Annotated in this window: 15 protein-coding genes; 12 read left to right on the top strand and 3 right to left on the bottom strand. The window is 40.7% G+C overall.

All coding sequences use genetic code 11. The features are described 5' to 3' along the window. Nucleotides 1-25 precede the first annotated feature (25 nt). The 6 genes from uvrB (at nt 26) to GSM42_RS03420 (ending at nt 7,918) form a co-directional block, all read left to right on the top strand. Complete coding sequence (uvrB, locus tag GSM42_RS03445; protein WP_160800062.1) at nt 26-2,008, top strand: excinuclease ABC subunit UvrB; 1,983 nt, start codon at nt 26-28, stop codon at nt 2,006-2,008. Between the two features lie 3 nt (nt 2,009-2,011). Beyond that, nucleotides 2,012-4,870: an excinuclease ABC subunit UvrA gene (uvrA, locus tag GSM42_RS03440; RefSeq protein ID WP_160800059.1), complete on the top strand. Its 2,859-nt coding sequence runs from the start codon at nt 2,012-2,014 to the stop codon at nt 4,868-4,870. Between the two features lie 235 nt (nt 4,871-5,105). Further along, the gene (locus GSM42_RS03435) at nt 5,106-5,432 is read left to right on the top strand and encodes a phage holin family protein (protein WP_160800057.1); all 327 of its coding nucleotides are present in this window, start codon (nt 5,106-5,108) and stop codon (nt 5,430-5,432) included. A 145-nt stretch (nt 5,433-5,577) separates the two neighbouring features. Beyond that, the gene (locus tag GSM42_RS03430; RefSeq protein ID WP_160800054.1) at nt 5,578-6,141 is read left to right on the top strand and encodes a hypothetical protein; all 564 of its coding nucleotides are present in this window, start codon (nt 5,578-5,580) and stop codon (nt 6,139-6,141) included. Between the two features lie 134 nt (nt 6,142-6,275). Then, nucleotides 6,276-6,977, top strand: coding sequence for a response regulator transcription factor (locus GSM42_RS03425; RefSeq protein WP_160800051.1), 702 nt, complete (start codon nt 6,276-6,278; stop codon nt 6,975-6,977). Further along, nucleotides 6,977-7,918 carry a sensor histidine kinase gene (locus tag GSM42_RS03420; RefSeq protein WP_160800049.1) on the top strand — a complete coding sequence of 314 codons (942 nt, stop codon included), beginning with the start codon at nt 6,977-6,979 and terminating at the stop codon, nt 7,916-7,918. The genes GSM42_RS03425 and GSM42_RS03420 overlap by 1 nt, the downstream gene beginning before the upstream one ends. Before the next feature lie 126 nt (nt 7,919-8,044). On the opposite strand, the gene GSM42_RS03415 is transcribed toward GSM42_RS03420, so the two are convergent. After that, nucleotides 8,045-8,626, bottom strand: a complete 582-nt coding sequence (locus tag GSM42_RS03415; RefSeq protein ID WP_160800046.1) for an RNA-guided endonuclease TnpB family protein — start codon at nt 8,624-8,626, stop codon at nt 8,045-8,047. 179 nt (nt 8,627-8,805) lie between these two features. Here GSM42_RS03415 and GSM42_RS03410 point away from each other — a divergent pair, with 179 nt between their 5' ends. From GSM42_RS03410 to GSM42_RS03385, 6 genes are all read left to right on the top strand, one after another. Next, nucleotides 8,806-9,231 carry an NUDIX domain-containing protein gene (locus tag GSM42_RS03410; RefSeq protein WP_160800044.1) on the top strand — a complete coding sequence of 142 codons (426 nt, stop codon included), beginning with the start codon at nt 8,806-8,808 and terminating at the stop codon, nt 9,229-9,231. Between the two features lie 340 nt (nt 9,232-9,571). Continuing rightward, complete coding sequence (locus tag GSM42_RS03405) at nt 9,572-10,087, top strand: hypothetical protein (RefSeq protein WP_160800042.1); 516 nt, start codon at nt 9,572-9,574, stop codon at nt 10,085-10,087. Nucleotides 10,088-10,507: 420 nt separating this feature from the next. Further along, nucleotides 10,508-11,431: an ATP-binding cassette domain-containing protein gene (locus tag GSM42_RS03400; RefSeq protein WP_160800040.1), complete on the top strand. Its 924-nt coding sequence runs from the start codon at nt 10,508-10,510 to the stop codon at nt 11,429-11,431. Then, a complete protein-coding gene (locus GSM42_RS03395; RefSeq protein WP_160800038.1) occupies nt 11,424-12,098 on the top strand; it encodes an ABC transporter permease in 675 nt (224 codons plus the stop codon). The genes GSM42_RS03400 and GSM42_RS03395 overlap by 8 nt, the downstream gene beginning before the upstream one ends. 15 nt (nt 12,099-12,113) lie before the next feature. Then, nucleotides 12,114-13,580, top strand: a complete 1,467-nt coding sequence (locus GSM42_RS03390; RefSeq protein WP_160800036.1) for a serine hydrolase — start codon at nt 12,114-12,116, stop codon at nt 13,578-13,580. Between the two features lie 167 nt (nt 13,581-13,747). Next, nucleotides 13,748-14,563, top strand: coding sequence for an NUDIX hydrolase (locus GSM42_RS03385; RefSeq protein WP_160800034.1), 816 nt, complete (start codon nt 13,748-13,750; stop codon nt 14,561-14,563). A gap of 120 nt (nt 14,564-14,683) precedes the next feature. Here GSM42_RS03385 and GSM42_RS03380 read toward each other — a convergent pair whose 3' ends face one another. Both GSM42_RS03380 and GSM42_RS03375 read right to left on the bottom strand, forming a co-directional pair. Further along, nucleotides 14,684-15,445 carry an SDR family oxidoreductase gene (locus GSM42_RS03380; RefSeq protein WP_160800033.1) on the bottom strand — a complete coding sequence of 254 codons (762 nt, stop codon included), beginning with the start codon at nt 15,443-15,445 and terminating at the stop codon, nt 14,684-14,686. A gap of 105 nt (nt 15,446-15,550) precedes the next feature. Further along, nucleotides 15,551-16,369, bottom strand: coding sequence for a MerR family transcriptional regulator (locus GSM42_RS03375; protein ID WP_160800031.1), 819 nt, complete (start codon nt 16,367-16,369; stop codon nt 15,551-15,553). Between the last annotated feature and the right edge of the window lie 68 nt (nt 16,370-16,437).

The raw sequence follows: 16,437 nt of genomic DNA, 5'->3' as shown, positions 1-16,437 counted from the left end.
CAGGCAAGATGGACGGTGATAAGAAATGGAACAGTTATTTCATATGGTTTCTGAGTTTGAACCAAACGGAGATCAGCCAAAGGCGATCGAAGCGTTAACAAAAGGTATCTTTGAAGGGAAAAAGCACCAGACATTGCTAGGGGCTACAGGAACAGGGAAAACATTTACGATTGCATCTACGATCGCAAAAGTAAACAAGCCAACCTTGGTGATAGCGCATAACAAAACTCTGGCAGCACAGTTATGTGGGGAGCTAAAAGAATTCTTTCCAAACAATGCGGTTGAGTATTTTGTTAGTTACTATGATTACTATCAACCAGAAGCATATATCCCACAATCTGATACTTTTATCGAAAAAGATTCATCTATCAATGATGAAATAGATAAACTGCGACACTCAGCGACAAGTGCATTGATCGAACGAAAAGATGTGATTATTGTTGCTAGTGTCTCTTGTATTTATGGGCTTGGCTCTCCGATTGAGTATCGAGACCTTGTTTTATCCCTGCGTGTAGGTATGGAAAAAGAAAGAAATGAGATATTACGCAAATTGGTAGATATTCAATATCAACGAAATGATATCAATTTCACACGTGGTACATTTCGTGTGCGTGGAGATGTTATCGAGATATTTCCCATTTCACGAAGTGAACAAGCAGTTCGAGTGGAGTTTTTTGGTGATGAGATCGAACGCATCCGCGAGATAGATGTTGTAACAGGAGAGATCATCGGCGAGCGCGAACATGTTGCTATTTTTCCGGCATCTCACTATGTTACCCGTGGCGCTGTGATGGAAAAAGCACTCCAGACGATCGAAGCAGAGCTACAAGAACAATTAGCTGTTTTTAAAGAAGAAGGGAAACTACTAGAGGCTCAACGTCTCGAGCAGCGCACTCGTTATGACATGGAAATGATGCGAGAGATTGGATTCTGTTCAGGAATTGAAAATTACTCTCGTCATTTAATTGGGATGGAGCCGGGGCAGCCTCCTTATACTTTGATTGATTATTTTCCAGATGATTTTCTGATGGTAGTCGATGAATCGCATGTTTCGATTCCGCAGATTGGTGCCATGTTTAATGGAGATCAGGCAAGAAAAAACATGTTAGTGGAACATGGTTTTCGTCTGCCTTCTGCCAGAGATAATCGCCCGCTTAAATTTGAAGAATTTGAAGAGAAAATTAATCAGATTTTGTTTGTATCTGCTACACCGGGTCCTTATGAACTGGAGAAAACACCTGAAATGGTAGAACAGATCATTCGACCAACAGGGTTGTTAGATCCGCAAATTCATATTCAACCGATTAAGGGTCAGATTGACCACTTGATTGGAGAGATCAACAAGCGTGTTGAACGAGATGAACGTGTGTTAGTTACGACATTGACAAAGAAAATGGCTGAGGATTTGACCGATTACTTTAAGGAGATCGGTATTCGTGTTCGTTATTTGCATGCAGATATTAAAACGATTGAACGGATGGAAATTTTACGCGATCTTCGTTTGGGTGAATTTGACGTACTTGTTGGGATTAACCTTTTACGGGAAGGACTTGACCTTCCAGAAGTTTCTTTGGTAGCTATTCTCGATGCGGATAAGGAAGGTTTTTTACGTGCAGAACGATCTTTGATTCAAACCATTGGACGAGCAGCACGTAATTCCAATGGGGAAGTTATCATGTATGCAGATAAGATAACAAATTCCATGCAAAAAGCGATAGACGAGACAGAAAGAAGACGTACGATTCAAATAGCCCACAATGAAAAGCATGGAATTACCCCTATGACGATTCAGAAGAAGGTTCGCCAAGTGATTGAGGCAACAACAAAAGTAGCAGAAGAGAAGGCTGCGTATGAGACAGAACGGAAGAAGATGACCAAAAAAGAGCGTCGTTTGTTGTTAGAGAAAATGGAAAAAGAAATGAAACAAGCAGCCAAAGATTTGCAATTTGAGCGTGCTGCGGAGTTGCGAGATATACTCTTGGAGTTACAAGCAGAAAGCGGGGTTTAACGGTTGGCGATTGAAAATATTGAAATTCGTGGAGCACGAGTTCACAATTTAAAAGATATAGATGTTACGATCCCTCGGGATAAGTTGGTGGTGATTACTGGATTAAGCGGATCTGGTAAGTCATCTCTTGCATTTGATACGATTTATGCGGAAGGGCAGAGGAGATATGTAGAATCTCTCTCTGCCTATGCGCGTCAATTTCTTGGGCAGATGGATAAACCTGATGTAGATAGCATCGAAGGTTTGTCACCAGCGATCTCGATCGACCAAAAGACGACAAGCCGTAATCCTCGATCAACCGTAGGAACGGTAACGGAAATCTATGATTATGTCCGTCTGCTCTTTGCGAGAATAGGACATGCTTTTTGTCCCCAACATGGAATTGAAATTACATCACAGACCACACCTCAAATGGTAGATCACATCTTAGCTTTGCCAGAGAAAACACGGATACAAATTCTCGCTCCTATTATCAAAGGCAAGAAAGGCGAGCATGAAAAGATTTTAGCAGACATCCAAAAACAAGGTTTTGTACGGGTTCGAATCGATGGTGAGATTCAAGAGATAAGCGAAGTAGAAAAGCTGGAAAAAAATAAAAAACATACGATTGAAGTAATCGTCGATCGTATCGTGATCAAAGAAGGAATAACTTCTCGATTGACAGACTCTGTTGAGATGGCATTGCGTCTATCTGAGGGAGAAGTATTGGTTGATGTGATTGATGGAGAGGAAATGCTTTTTAGTCAAAATCTCGCATGTCCAGAATGTGGCTATAGCATTCCAGAACTTACTCCTCGAATGTTCTCTTTTAATAGTCCTTTTGGAGCATGTCCAACATGTGATGGATTGGGAAATCGGATGGAGATGGATCCTTCCTTAGTCATTCCTAATCCTAAACTATCTATTAACAAAGGTGTTATTGAACCATGGTCTAGTTCTACGAGTAACTACTACAATCAATTACTCGATGCTGTGTGTAAGCATTTTGGCATTAACAAAAACAAAGCTTTTGAAAAATTACCAGAAGATCAGCAGCAGTTAATCCTTTATGGTTCTAAAGAACGCTTTCGGTTTCAATACACCAACGATATGGGTTTTTCTCGGGATACGCATACTACCTTTGAAGGCGTGATAAATAACTTAGCACGTCGTCACCGCGAGACTGCCTCCGATATGGTTCGCGAGCAGCTGGAGAGTTATATGAGCACCAAAGTTTGTCCAACTTGTAAAGGTGCACGTGTGAAAGAAGAGATGCTCTATGTTCGTGTGGGAGAGCAAAATATTGATTATGTCACAAGACTTACTATTGCCGAGGCACTTTCATTCTTCCAATCCCTTGAATTATCTGAAAAAGAAAGACAGATTGCGAGACTTGTATTAAAAGAGATTGAAAGCAGATTAGGTTTTTTATCCAATGTTGGCTTGGACTATCTTACTTTAAGCCGCTCTGCGGGAACTTTGTCTGGTGGCGAAGCACAACGTATTCGTTTGGCAACGCAGATCGGTTCTAGTTTGATGGGCGTTCTTTATATTTTAGATGAACCGAGTATAGGGCTGCACCAACGCGATAATAGCCGTTTGATCACCACATTGGAGCACATGCGGAATCTTGGAAACACACTGATCGTAGTAGAACATGATGAAGATACGATGATGGCTGCGGATTATATCTTGGATATAGGTCCTGGTGCTGGTGTACATGGGGGACAAGTTATTTCGGCAGGTACTCCAAAAGAAATCATCGAAGACGAAGCATCTCTTACAGGTGACTATTTGAGCGGACGAAAATACATCGCTTTGCCAGAGAAAAGAAGGGAACCTGGTGAGAAGTGGTTAAAAATTGTAGGAGCATCCGAAAATAATTTGCAGGATGTATCTGCTTCTTTCCCTATCGGACTTCTTACTTGTATCACAGGAGTTTCTGGTTCTGGAAAAAGTACGTTGATCAATGAGATCTTATTAAAATCATTATCCAAACAACTAAACCGAGCGAAGGCAGTCCCAGGGAAACATAAAAAAATCGAAGGCATCGATCATTTGGACAAAGTGATCAGCATTGACCAATCCCCGATTGGGCGAACACCTCGCAGCAACCCAGCTACATATACAGGTGTATTTGATGATATTCGTGATGTATTTGCTTCTACTACGGAGGCAAAAGTACGTGGCTACCTCAAAGGGCGTTTTAGTTTCAATGTCAAAGGTGGACGTTGTGAGGCATGCCGCGGGGATGGCATCATCAAGATTGAGATGCATTTCTTGCCAGATGTGTATGTCCCGTGTGAAGAATGCAAAGGACAGCGGTACAATCGTGACACACTCGAGATCAAGTACAAAGGCAAGAGCGTAGCAGATGTGCTCAGCATGACGATAGAAGATGGAGTAGAATTTTTTGCTAATATCCCGAAAATCAAACGCAAGTTGCAAACACTGTTAGATGTAGGATTAGGGTATGTTCAGTTAGGACAGCCTGCGACTACCCTGTCTGGCGGAGAAGCTCAACGGGTGAAATTGGCATCTGAACTTCATAAACGCAGTACCGGTAGAACCTGTTATGTTTTAGATGAACCAACCACAGGCCTTCATGTCCATGATATAGCTCGACTCCTAACTGTACTCCAGCGTTTAGCGGACAATGGAGATACGGTACTGGTCATTGAGCACAATTTAGATGTAATCAAAACAGCGGACTATATTGTTGACTTAGGACCAGAAGGTGGAAAAGGTGGAGGAATGATCGTTGCTACTGGTACACCAGAACAAGTGGCAAAGAAAAAAGGTTCTTACACAGGAGAATACCTTGCTCCTATTTTAAAAAGAGATCAACAAAGATTGAAGCAAGCTGTACCAGTTGGTAGTTAGCTATATATTCTAGGACTGCACTATTTTCTCGTGTGGTCCTTTTTTGTGTTTGAAATATAGGATCTTTACAACGGATGGAGGGAAGCATCTTTATTTAAAGGAAAAAGGTTGTTATAGGAGGAAAAAGAGCAGAGAGAATAACAGAGAAAGGCGAAGTTCTTTGCATCTTGATATTCCAAACTTGAGGGAAATAAAAATCATCGATATACTTTTTGTATAGAGAGGAGAAATGACGATGCGTTGGATAATAGGGATTATCTTAAATGCGGTGACTGTCTATCTCATTGCAAATTATTTACCAGGCGTACATGTGGACGATTGGACAACAGCGCTGTTGGTTGCTCTTTTACTAGCGGTTATCAATATTCTTATTTGGCCGATTAAATGGTTGTTATCTTTGATTACACTCGGCTTATTTGGTCTTATCGTGAACGTGTCTCTGTTTGGTCTCCTTAGTTTAGTTGTGGATGGTTTTGACATTGATGGTTTTGTGCCGGCACTATATGGAGGTCTTATCTTAACCTTGGAAGCTACCATTGTACGTTTTATCACCAGAAAATAGATTTCCTTCCCTCTTTTCGTATGAAAAGAGGGTTTTTATATGGATTTAAAATTTTTTCATTCATGTGTTGGCTGAAGAGGCGATTCGAAGGATGCAATCAATTAGGAAACGGAATAGTTCCATTTCAATAAGTGGAAATTATAATATGATACAATGTAAGCCGATACAGTTGGAATCAAGAGAAAAGGCAAAAGCTATGTCTGATAAGTTGGCTCGTGTGGAAGTCATTCGGGATCGAAAGATCGTGTCGATAGAAATTCCACTTGGCGAGATAGATCATAAGGATGTGATCTACGCATACGGCAATGGACAGTGCGCTGCACTTGCTCTAGCTATTCATGAACTTATGAAGTGGCCGATGGTTGCACTCTTCTCAGCAGAAAGCGCTGGTCGCCCAGAAGAATGGGATGAACAGTGGCATGGAAAAACGGTTAAAGCGTGGCGAGAGAAGCAGCCTAAGGGATGGTCATGGGGCTGGCGCCATACGCTTGTTCAAACCCCAGATAAGAGGTTTTATGATATTCAAGGGATTCATTCTTTCGAAATTCACAAAAAAGCATATGGATCCTGTGCTATGTTGATCGTGACGAAGAAAGACGTGTTGGATATGGAGAGTGATCGAGGTGTCCGACAGCCTTTTTTGAACGTGGAACTGGCAAAAGAATATGCCCCGCTTTTCTTGAAGCGTGCTGGTTTTCGCATCAAGTAGGTGTAATCATCTTACTCCAATTGTTGCGTGCTTGGGTACGATTCCAAGCACGCATCGATTTTTTGTGGATAGAAAGAATCAATGGAAGACAAGTTTATGATAATGTTTGGAACAACGAAAGAAAGGTGATACCGTTGAATGAAAAAATACTTTTGGTAGAAGATGATCCTGCAATCGCGGAAATGGTAGTAAATCATTTGCGCAAAGATGGTATGCAGGTACAGCATATTACAGATGGGATAATAGCAAGTAAATTCATTAGCTCGGAAAAATACGATATCATCCTTCTGGACTTGATGCTGCCAGGTATAGATGGGATAGAATTATTAAAGAAGATAAGGGAGAAAAGTTTTGTTCCGGTTTTGATCTTGTCTGCAAAAGATAGTGATATCGATAAAGCGTTGGGACTTGGTTTTGGGGCGGATGATTACCTCGCAAAACCGTTCTCTTTAGTCGAACTTTCTGCTCGGATAAAAGCATCTCTGCGACGTGCTACTCAGTACACCTATAAAACAACCACAAAAGAAGAAACAAAACAGATAAAAATTCATGAACTTACACTTGATTTAGAGACGCTGCGAGTATTTAAAAAGAAAAAAGAAATACAACTCACCTCAAAAGAATTTCAGATACTAAAATTATTTATGACAGAGCCAAAAAGGGCATTCTCAAAAGAACAAATCTACCGCAGCATTTGGAACGAAGATTTTTTTGCTGATGAAAATGCGATTCAAGTACATATAAGCAGACTTAGAGAAAAGATAGAAGAAGAGGCCTCCTCGCCAAAATACATCAAAACAGTTTGGGGAATAGGGTATCGGATGGGGGATTTTTGATGATTTTCTTATGGGTTGGGATTGCTTTATTACTAGGTTGCAGCAATTTATATCTCCTATTTTCCAGACGAAAACAACACCGAGATCTTCTATATATTCATGAAAAATTAAACACGATCTTAGAGGAAGCGACAGCCGAAAATATTCAAGTATTCACAAACGATCCAGAGATAAAAAAACTCTTGATCGTTTTAAACCGTTTATTGGCTCAAAAAAATAAAACTGTCCTCACCTATACGCAGTTGGAGCAATCGATTCGTAGAATGCACACCAATATGTCCCACGATCTAAAAACTCCGCTCACCGTGATCCTTGGTCTTTCCGAAAGTTTCATGTTAGATCAAAAGCTATCAGAGAATGAACGAAATAACTTAATCGCTAATATCTATGAAAAAGCACAACACATACTGAGTTTGATGAATAAATTTTTTGATTTGGCCAAACTGGAGTCCGGTGACTTAGATTTACCAATAACCAACATCAATCTCAATGAAGTCTGTAAAAATAATATTCTCTTTTTTTATGAACAGATAACAGACAAAGGGTTAAAAGTGGATGTGGAAATACCTGAGGTGACATTGTATGCCAATAGCAATGAGACAGCACTGAATCGAATCTTAAATAATTTATTATCCAATGCGATTCGATATGGAGCAGATGGACAAGTAATCGGTATTCGTTTGCGATATGATGAACAGCATGTATGGATTGATATTTGGGATCAAGGAAAAGGGATAAGTGAAAGAGATCAAAAGCTTGTTTTCGAACGATTGTATACGTTAGAGGATAGTCGAAATCAGTTGTACCAAGGGAGCGGACTAGGGTTAACGATAACGAAACGACTGGTAGAGAAAATAAAAGGTAAAATCTCACTGACGAGTAAGCCGTTTGACAAAACTATTTTTACAATCAAGTTTGACCGTGCAAATATTAACTCTTAATTATATTGCATGATTCGGGCTTTGTTCCATTGGAGCAGCCTTTTTCTTCGTGCCATCGTTTGTTGCAGTTTGGCTAGCTTTCGTTCGTATTGGCGAAAAAAACAGTCCGGTTTCGTTTTCGTTCCATCATCGAAAATGGAAAAATATTTCAGTCCTTAAAACGATGCCGATGGCTTCTTTTCTTGCGGGGATGGATCGCAAGTAGCATCCCTCACAAAGAATAGATATGCTGTATTTCCCCGATGAGGTACGACGGATCGTGGTGGACAGAATACGACCTGATGGGACAAACTTTACCCAGCCTAATTTGGGCAATTTGATTTTGTTTCTATCTATTTCAATGGTCGGTCTGCTATTTTTGGAGTAGCTGCACTGACTGGTATACGCTTGTACCTGATTTTTCCTGCTTTTGAAACGCGGAGCATCGTTTTGCTTTTGAAAAAAGCGCTGAAATGCATCCGCCAGATGTTTCCGTGTGTTTTGCAGGGAAGTGGAATCCACTTCTTTCAACCACACGAACTCCCGCTTTTTTTCGGTTAGGACACGGGAGCAGGTGGAATAGGTCAGCCCTTTCCCCGTTTCTTGATACATGTTGTTCCATTCACCAAGAAAATGATTGAACACAAAACGGCTACAGCCGATGGATTTGTGAATCAGCATTGCCTGTGCTTTGATCGGTCGAAGACGGTAGGAAAAGGCTTTATGCATGGAATCACGCCTTCGTTGGAATTTTGCGAATACCACAGGTCATACGTTTGCTACTTGTCAAGTGTATCCAAAAATTATCCTACCAGCTTGCTTTTATCCCATTACCCCTACCGTGGATTTTCTCGCTCGCAATGATATAATGAATATTGTCCATTCGTGATTGAGGCAAAGGAGAAGAAATGCGTAAGGCAGACACGGCCGACATGATTATGTTGACCGAAGTTGACAGTACTTGGCATGTGTTGCTCATCGAGCGAGGTGATGATCCGTTTAAGGGGAAGTTGGCTTTGCCCGGCGGATACCTTGATGAGGGCGAGAACTCCGAGGAAGCAGCGAAGCGTGAGACACTCGAAGAGGTGAGCCTGACGGTGGAGGTTCCCATTACGTTTGTCGGTACCTACGGTGAACGTGGGCGTGACCCAAGGGGGCATGTCGTCAGCGACGCCTACGTGGTGGTGCTTAATGGCATGCCAAAGCCGAAGGCTGGCGACGACGCTCGTAAGGCCGAGTGGGTTCTGGTCTCCGAAGCACTGAACCAGACCCTTGCCTTTGACCACGGTAAGATTCTTCGCGACGCTTTGAAGAAGGCGGGCGTGAAGATTTAGTATTCACTCTCGCTTGCGTTTTTTGTTGGGTTGATCCTCGCAAGAAGCGCAAGCAGTTGGGGTATCTGGTTATGACAACAGATACCCCACACTCATTTCAAAGACAGTTCTTATAAGACATCTATAAACTTTATTTGATTGCTCTCTTCCGATTTGTTCGGATACCTTATCAAAATGTAGCATCTGAATCTGAATGTGCTGCAACCTAACAAAATGAGGTAGAGGGAGCGAGCATCGATTTTAGACCATCTATACAAAAAGAACTGGAGGTAGTACATATGTACCTTCCAGTCTTTTTTATTATTGTTCCGAATACTGTTTTGGATATGGATAATTTTATATGTATAATAGATTCAATAGAGTAGAGAAGGCAAAGGGCTTTTTCCTCGAGAATGAAAGGCGTACGAAAATGCTGATTGAGGATGACAACCTCGAGAACATCACCACCACCGAAGACGTCGAGGTTCTCGGAGACAACTTCCGAAAGATTGTCACCTCCAAGGAGGTGAAGATCTACGGCGACAACTTCCGCGAGATCATCGCCGCCACCATCAAGTATCATGGACGGAGGGAACTGAGTCATGAGCTGCTCACCAAGATGGCTCGGGGCTCGGCGCTCCCGTTTGGGACAATGGAACTCCGACGGAAGGGCAGGAACACCTGGACCCTGACTGGCTCGAAGGGTATTAATCAAATCCGAATTCTCAAGGAAGACAAGCGTCTTCACATGGAGTATGTGAAGGGGAGCGGACGAAACTCCAGCGGTTCCGTGGTCAACGTCAACGTGGGTGGAGTTGTGGGTGTTCAGGCGCCTCACATCTCGAACACTACTGTGGTCGTCAACAAGCGCCGGTGATAAGATTACCGGCGACTCGTTTCACCTAAAATAGCGAAACTGAAGTCTTTTCGTGCAAAAAAGCGGCTAAGGAATTTATCCTTAGCCGCGACTCGTTATTGCTGTTATACGGAATAAAGGATCACTCTTTTATCGGTACATACATAAATGATTTTCAGAAAATGGATCTATTTTGCTGGTAATAACACGTTTGCTGGTATTCCTCATAAGCGACTTTTGTCCAGAATTAAGAGTGATTTATGAAACAACCTCATTTTTTCGAAAGATTTTCTTAAGGTTTGCGAAGGGAAAACGAAAATAGTTCTTGTTATATTTATTTCAGTGAAACTTGTTAACTAGAGCCTAGTTGCATTATCTAGTTCAAAACACACATCAAGCGACTTTGTCCAGCTTTAAATGATCAGGAAAGGAGTGGTATATATGACTAAAATCATCCAAATGAGGCAAGTGAGCAAAGTAACAAATGGACATGAGATTATTTCTGATCTTAATATGAATGTGAACCAAGGAGAAATATATGGTTTCTTAGGTCCAAATGGTGCAGGGAAAACGACAACCATGCGAATGATTGCCAATTTGATTCAGCCGACTAGTGGAAAGATAGAGCTTTTTGGACAGCTTCTAACACCAACCTCTTATGATATTCGGAAACGAATTGGTAGTTTGATCGAATATCCCATTTTATATGAAAATCTCACAGCACTTGCAAACTTAGAGATTCATTGTGAATACATGGGTTTTCATGATAAAAAAGCGATAAGAGATGCACTTGAATTAACTGGTTTGACAGACACAAAAGGAAAATTGGTAAAGCATTTTTCTATAGGGATGAAACAACGTTTAGGACTGGCGAGAGCTATTTGTACAAAGCCAGAATTATTAATTCTCGATGAACCAGTGAATGGTTTAGATCCAATTGGTATACAAGAGCAACGCGAGTTGTTTCGTATGCTAAATCGAGAATATGGGATAACCTTATTTATTTCTAGTCACATCTTACAGGAAATCGAGTACCTGGCTGATACGATTGGTGTGATACAAAATGGAAAGTTGATAAAAGAAGTTTCTATGACCCAAGTTCGATCACAACCAAGTGATTATATAGAAGTGGTAGTGACAAATAGTAAGAAAGCTGTATTTGTGTTAGAGAACAAGATGATGATTACCAATTTCAAAGTAATGGATGGAAGAACAATTCGGATTTATCAGTCTGATGTTACTCCTGTAGATGTATCCAGAACACTTATTGAAAATGATATCGGACTGGAAGCGTTGATAAAAAAGGAATTATCTTTAGAGGAATTTTTTCTGGAAACCATCCACAGAGGGGATACACATGCTTAAACTCATCAAGTTGGAATATAGAAAAGCACAGCTGAAAGCTTTGATTATTTCTTCCATCCTTGCTATACCGATTTTGATTTACTGGTGTGTGTACAACAAGAGTGGGCATCCAGATGGATATGATCATTATGAGAACGCTTTTGCAGATATCCATTATTTTGTGAGTACCACATTTGCTATTATTGCGGCAGTTTTTATTTCTAAAATCGTGTTAGAAGAGTATCGAAGTAAAACCATTAGCATTTTATTTACTTATCCTCACTCACGCAGAAGGCTGATGATTGCGAAGTTAATTTTTATCAGCACGTTTGTATTTGTTTCCACCATTGTAAGCAGTGGTGTAATTGGGACGGTCTTTGTTGTCGAAAACCTTCATACCATTGCTGATTCGTGGACAAATTCCCTACTCATGGAAGAAGTTATTCGTACGCTGTTATTTGCAATGGCTACTGTGGGAATCTGTTTGGTTTCTTATTATATTGGTATGTTGCGGAAATCGGTTCCAGCTACGATTATTCCTCCCTTTTTGATTACGGTCGTCAGCAGTGATTTTTATTATGGTGGTTCGTTATCGGAAATAGTATGGATCAGCATTGGGTGGGTAGTACTTGGAATCGTATTAGCTTATATGAGCATTCGAAAAATAGAAAAATCAGATATACAATAACTGGAGGGACGAAATGTGAAAAATAAAAAAAGAATAGTTGTCTGGATGCTTGTCATGAGTTGCTGTTTTTTATCGATCTTTCAGGTGAATAAAGCAGATGCACAAGCAACAACTTCTCTGAAGGAGATCGACCAATTTATTCAGAATAGTATGAATAAAAATAAAATACCTGGCTTATCTGTAGCCATTACTCATCACGATAAAGTTATTTATACCAAAGGATATGGTCATACAAGCGATAAAAAACCTGTCACATCTGATACTCCATTTGCTGTTGCTTCCTTAAGTAAAGCTTTCACAGCGATTGCAGTGATGCAATTAGTAGAAGCAGGAAAAATAAAGTTAGATAATCCAATTGCTTCTTATATTCCTAACTTCAAACTAGCTGATCCAAGAGGGACTAAAATTACCGTTCGGCACTTACTTCAACACACAAGTGGATTAACAGATATGGTAAATGATGATATGACCCAAGATCCACAGCCAAAATCATTCAAAGAAGCGATCCATAATTTAAACAACGTTACCTTAGCAACGAACCCAGGAGAGAAATATAACTACCATAACCCAAACTATGTCATTTTGGCTTATTTAGTAGAAATAGTTAGCAAAGAGAAGTTTGCAGATTATTTACAACAACACATTTTTCAACCACTAGAAATGAAAAGTACGACAAATGTTGCTTTCACTAGCCTATTGAAAAAGATAACCAATTTCTCAACAGGACATTACCATTTATTCGGCCATCCCGTCAAAATAGAAGAACCTGATTGGTTTGTAAATGGACCAGCCGGAATGGTTTCCACAGCAAATGATATGGCGAGATGGTTAGTAATGCAAGGAAACGATGGAAAGTATAAGAATAAACAAATATTAAGTACAAAAGGGATGGAACAAACACATACTTCTGTTGATCCAAATGTGAAATATGGGATGGGTTGGAATATTACAGAGACAGAACAGGGAAAGAAACAAATTCAGCACGGTGGGATATTATGGACATATAAAGCAGAAGAAGTTTTGTTACCAGACGAGGGCTATGGTATTGTTGTACTCTTTAACAGTGGTTTAAATTCCTTTGTTGACTATACATCTTTTACACGTGGAATCGCGAATATCTTGACAGACCAACCGCTGGAGGAGTCATTCTTTAGCAATCAATGGATAGAAATCATGATGGTGATCGTAATTGTTGTCACGATTGTATTAGGAGTTCGAGCTCTTCTTCAACTAGGGTATTGGGATGAGAAACGTAATGGACGTGCGAAATGGAGAACATACACCTACATGTGTTTACGGTTAATCCCACTTGTGTTATTGCTACTTTTCCCACAGCTTCTAGCTTTTATTGGTGGAGGGCGTGTTGTGATTTGGCAAGGAATTTATCTGATGATGCCTAGTGTTTTAATTTGGTTGAGTATATTTTCTTTGTTCCAACTGATCATCATCTTAGCTCGGTTGGTTTATATCTTAAAAAAATAATATGTTTCGATGTTATTTGTTAAACTGATTGTGAGTATATGAATTTTCATATACTCCTTTTTTCTTGTTAACTAGTTTTTGGGGTTGATAATGGAAAAATGGATAGAAAGACGAAATGATCGATGTTATCATAATTGTAAGATTTCCCACACTTCTAAGGAGCTTTGATGTCCGACATCGTTATCAAGCCTAAGCGTAATCAGCGGATTGTTCCGCTCCCTAAGGGAAAGAAGGTTGTCATTGATGGGGGAAAGAGGCTCATCGAGTATCCGATCACCTACTCTCAGAAGCTTACGCTAATCGAACTGGAGAACCGTTTCAAGGGCACGAACGGCGTAGTTACTCCAGTGACCTTCGATACAGAGGTCTCGCGGAAGCGTATCGTGGTTCGCGATGGCAAGATTACAGGTCAGCTTCAGAGTGCCTGTTACTTGCTGAAGAAGTACCGTGGACAGTATGGGCTTCCTGTCGCCCAGTTCACCAATGAGCCACGGCTGGTTGGAGTAAAGCGGGGGATGGTGGACAACTGGCAGGATCATCTTCATTTCGGTGCTGGTGGTCCTGATACCCGATACTGGGTCCTTGAGATCAGAGGACGAGACAATCTGCTTACCATCCCTGGCGGTGTCTTGGATGGTGAGCATGCACAGGCGAAGACTCCTCTGGATGCAAATGGCGAAGCTGAGCTTTGGGAGGAGACTGGGATTCGTCCTGATCAGGTCACTGGTTCTATTCAGTTCGCATCGTTCGAAGGTGACATGGGCGATGTGAACTGGGTTTGGTGCGGTGATGGTGATTCTTCTCTTACCATTTCCAAGGTGATTTCGGGATTTGGTCCAAAGCAGCACGAAGAAACTCGCTGCCTCGTTTTCGTCTCACAGACGAACCGAGGTATGGAGGAGCTTAGCAAGAGTAACTGGAAGCTGTGGCCTAATCTGGTTGAACTTCTGGAGCGTGATTACATTCGTCTCAATCGTGGCTGAGTGATGCTTTAGGAATGAAGTGCCTCTCTCTTGCGATTCGCGGGAGAGGGGCACTGGCACTTTACCTATCATTTCAACATAAAAATAATGAAACGATAAAAGAATTCTATATTATCTTTATTAATGCCCGCCGCCTGTTGCGTCGATAGTATCCCCAGTAACAAACCGGGAATCATTAGAGGCAAGGAAAGCAACAACATCGGCAATGTCAGATATGTCTCCAGCCCGTCCTAAAGCCGCTATACTTTTGGCTGTTGCTTGTCCTTCTGGTGTATGTAACCAAGATGCATTCACATCCGTATCAATGATACCTGGTAAAACAGCATTAACTGTAATGTTTCGTGGTCCAAGTAGATGTGCCAAATGCATGGTAAAAGTGTTAAGTGCTCCTTTGGTCATGTTATACGACATGATATGAGGAAAAGGAATCCGAGTTACACCAGATGAAATATTAATAATACGTCCGCCATCACGCAGGGTGGAGAGCAGCTGTTGGACAAGGAAAAACGGTGCTTTCACATTTATAGCAAAGATCTCATCAAAAGCTTCTTCTGTTGTTTCTTCTAAAGTTTGAGAAGTTCCAATACCTGCGTTATTGACCAGAATATCAAATTTTCGACTGCCCGTTCGCTGTTTTATTTCCTCTGCAAAAGTCTCAGTTAATTTGTTTACACCAGCTAAAGTACGTAAATCTGCACCAATAGAGAAAGATTTTCCACCATTTTCTTTGATTTGTTGTACTACCTGTTCAGCAGTAGCTTTTTTTGATCCATAGTGTACGGCAACCAAGGCACCCTCACTTGCTAAACGTAGTGCAATTCCACTTCCGATTCCTCTGCTTGCCCCTGTTACCAATGCAGTTTTACCTTCTAGTCGTTTCAAGTTTTTCACTCCTTGTTATTCTGATAGGTTTACTTTACACTCTCCTCCTAACGGGAGAGTCAAGGAGGAAAATAAAAAATCTCTCTCCCTAAAATGAGAAAGATTTTATCGGATAGGAATAGATAATTCTGCCTTGCGTTTTGATCCATATACTTCTTTATCTCCTGAAAGATAATGTTCACGGATTGGTTGATGAGGATCGATTTGAATATGATGATCTTTTAGATATGTTTTCAATCTTGTCCATGCCTCACAATGAGTTTGATAAGGGTTGCACTCATGTTTTAAGGAAATTACTTTTTTTTCCATGGGTAAGTAATATACTTTTACTCTATTAGAGGCAGGTATGTTTTTGGAAACAGGTATCATCACTTCTAAATCTACATTCTCTGTTTCAATAGAAATATCGTTATGCCATTGAATGATAAGCTGGTTGTTTGCATCTTCTCCATGCAGATGAACGTATTGTTTTAACTCATCAAGCAGTAAACATAAGTGGTTTCGAGGTACAACCTCTCGAATAGATGCCACCAAGTGCGAATCAGCTTGTTTGATAAGAGGCTCGGAATGAATGGTTTCCTTTTCTAATTGCTCCACACGATCAATCCGTGTGCTTACTTCTGTTAGTTGCTGTTGCATTTCTAGAAGGGCTGTTTGCAGTTCTTGTTGTTTGTTTTTTAGAGATGCTACTACTTTTTCTGCTGTGATATCTTCTTGCAACAAAAACTTAATCTGTTCCAATGTAAATCCTTGTTCTTTCCATGCTTGTATTCTACGAATAGTAAGCAGTTGGGAAGCAGTGTAAAATCGATAACCGGATGCTTCGTCTGTAAAACTAGGTTTTAAAATATCCCGTTGATCATAGTAACGCAATGTTTTAATAGAGACATTTGATAGTTTGGAGAAAGCCCCGATTTGAAACATGCTTTCTACTCCTTTGTCAAAGGAATGAATTTTAGATTATATCATTGCGAGCGAGAAAACCCACGGTT

The organism is Shimazuella alba, assembly GCF_009831235.1.
GTDB lineage: Bacteria > Bacillota > Bacilli > Thermoactinomycetales > Thermoactinomycetaceae > Shimazuella > Shimazuella alba.
Note: the sequence above shows the minus strand (reverse complement) of the source record. Positions and strands in the feature narration are given on the sequence as shown.

What these genes read in the sequence shown, in the direction of transcription:
- uvrB (WP_160800062.1), top strand. Translation starts at nt 26, where the DNA reads ATGGAACAGTTATTTCATATGGTTTCTGAGTTTGAACCAAACGGAGAT.
- GSM42_RS03435 (WP_160800057.1), top strand. Translation starts at nt 5,106, where the DNA reads ATGCGTTGGATAATAGGGATTATCTTAAATGCGGTGACTGTCTATCTC.
- GSM42_RS03430 (WP_160800054.1), top strand. Translation starts at nt 5,578, where the DNA reads ATGATACAATGTAAGCCGATACAGTTGGAATCAAGAGAAAAGGCAAAA.
- GSM42_RS03420 (WP_160800049.1), top strand. Translation starts at nt 6,977, where the DNA reads ATGATTTTCTTATGGGTTGGGATTGCTTTATTACTAGGTTGCAGCAAT.
- GSM42_RS03415 (WP_160800046.1), bottom strand. Translation starts at nt 8,626, where the DNA reads ATGCATAAAGCCTTTTCCTACCGTCTTCGACCGATCAAAGCACAGGCA.
- GSM42_RS03410 (WP_160800044.1), top strand. Translation starts at nt 8,806, where the DNA reads ATGCGTAAGGCAGACACGGCCGACATGATTATGTTGACCGAAGTTGAC.
- GSM42_RS03405 (WP_160800042.1), top strand. Translation starts at nt 9,572, where the DNA reads ATGTATAATAGATTCAATAGAGTAGAGAAGGCAAAGGGCTTTTTCCTC.
- GSM42_RS03400 (WP_160800040.1), top strand. Translation starts at nt 10,508, where the DNA reads ATGACTAAAATCATCCAAATGAGGCAAGTGAGCAAAGTAACAAATGGA.
- GSM42_RS03395 (WP_160800038.1), top strand. Translation starts at nt 11,424, where the DNA reads ATGCTTAAACTCATCAAGTTGGAATATAGAAAAGCACAGCTGAAAGCT.
- GSM42_RS03385 (WP_160800034.1), top strand. Translation starts at nt 13,748, where the DNA reads ATGTCCGACATCGTTATCAAGCCTAAGCGTAATCAGCGGATTGTTCCG.
- GSM42_RS03375 (WP_160800031.1), bottom strand. Translation starts at nt 16,369, where the DNA reads ATGTTTCAAATCGGGGCTTTCTCCAAACTATCAAATGTCTCTATTAAA.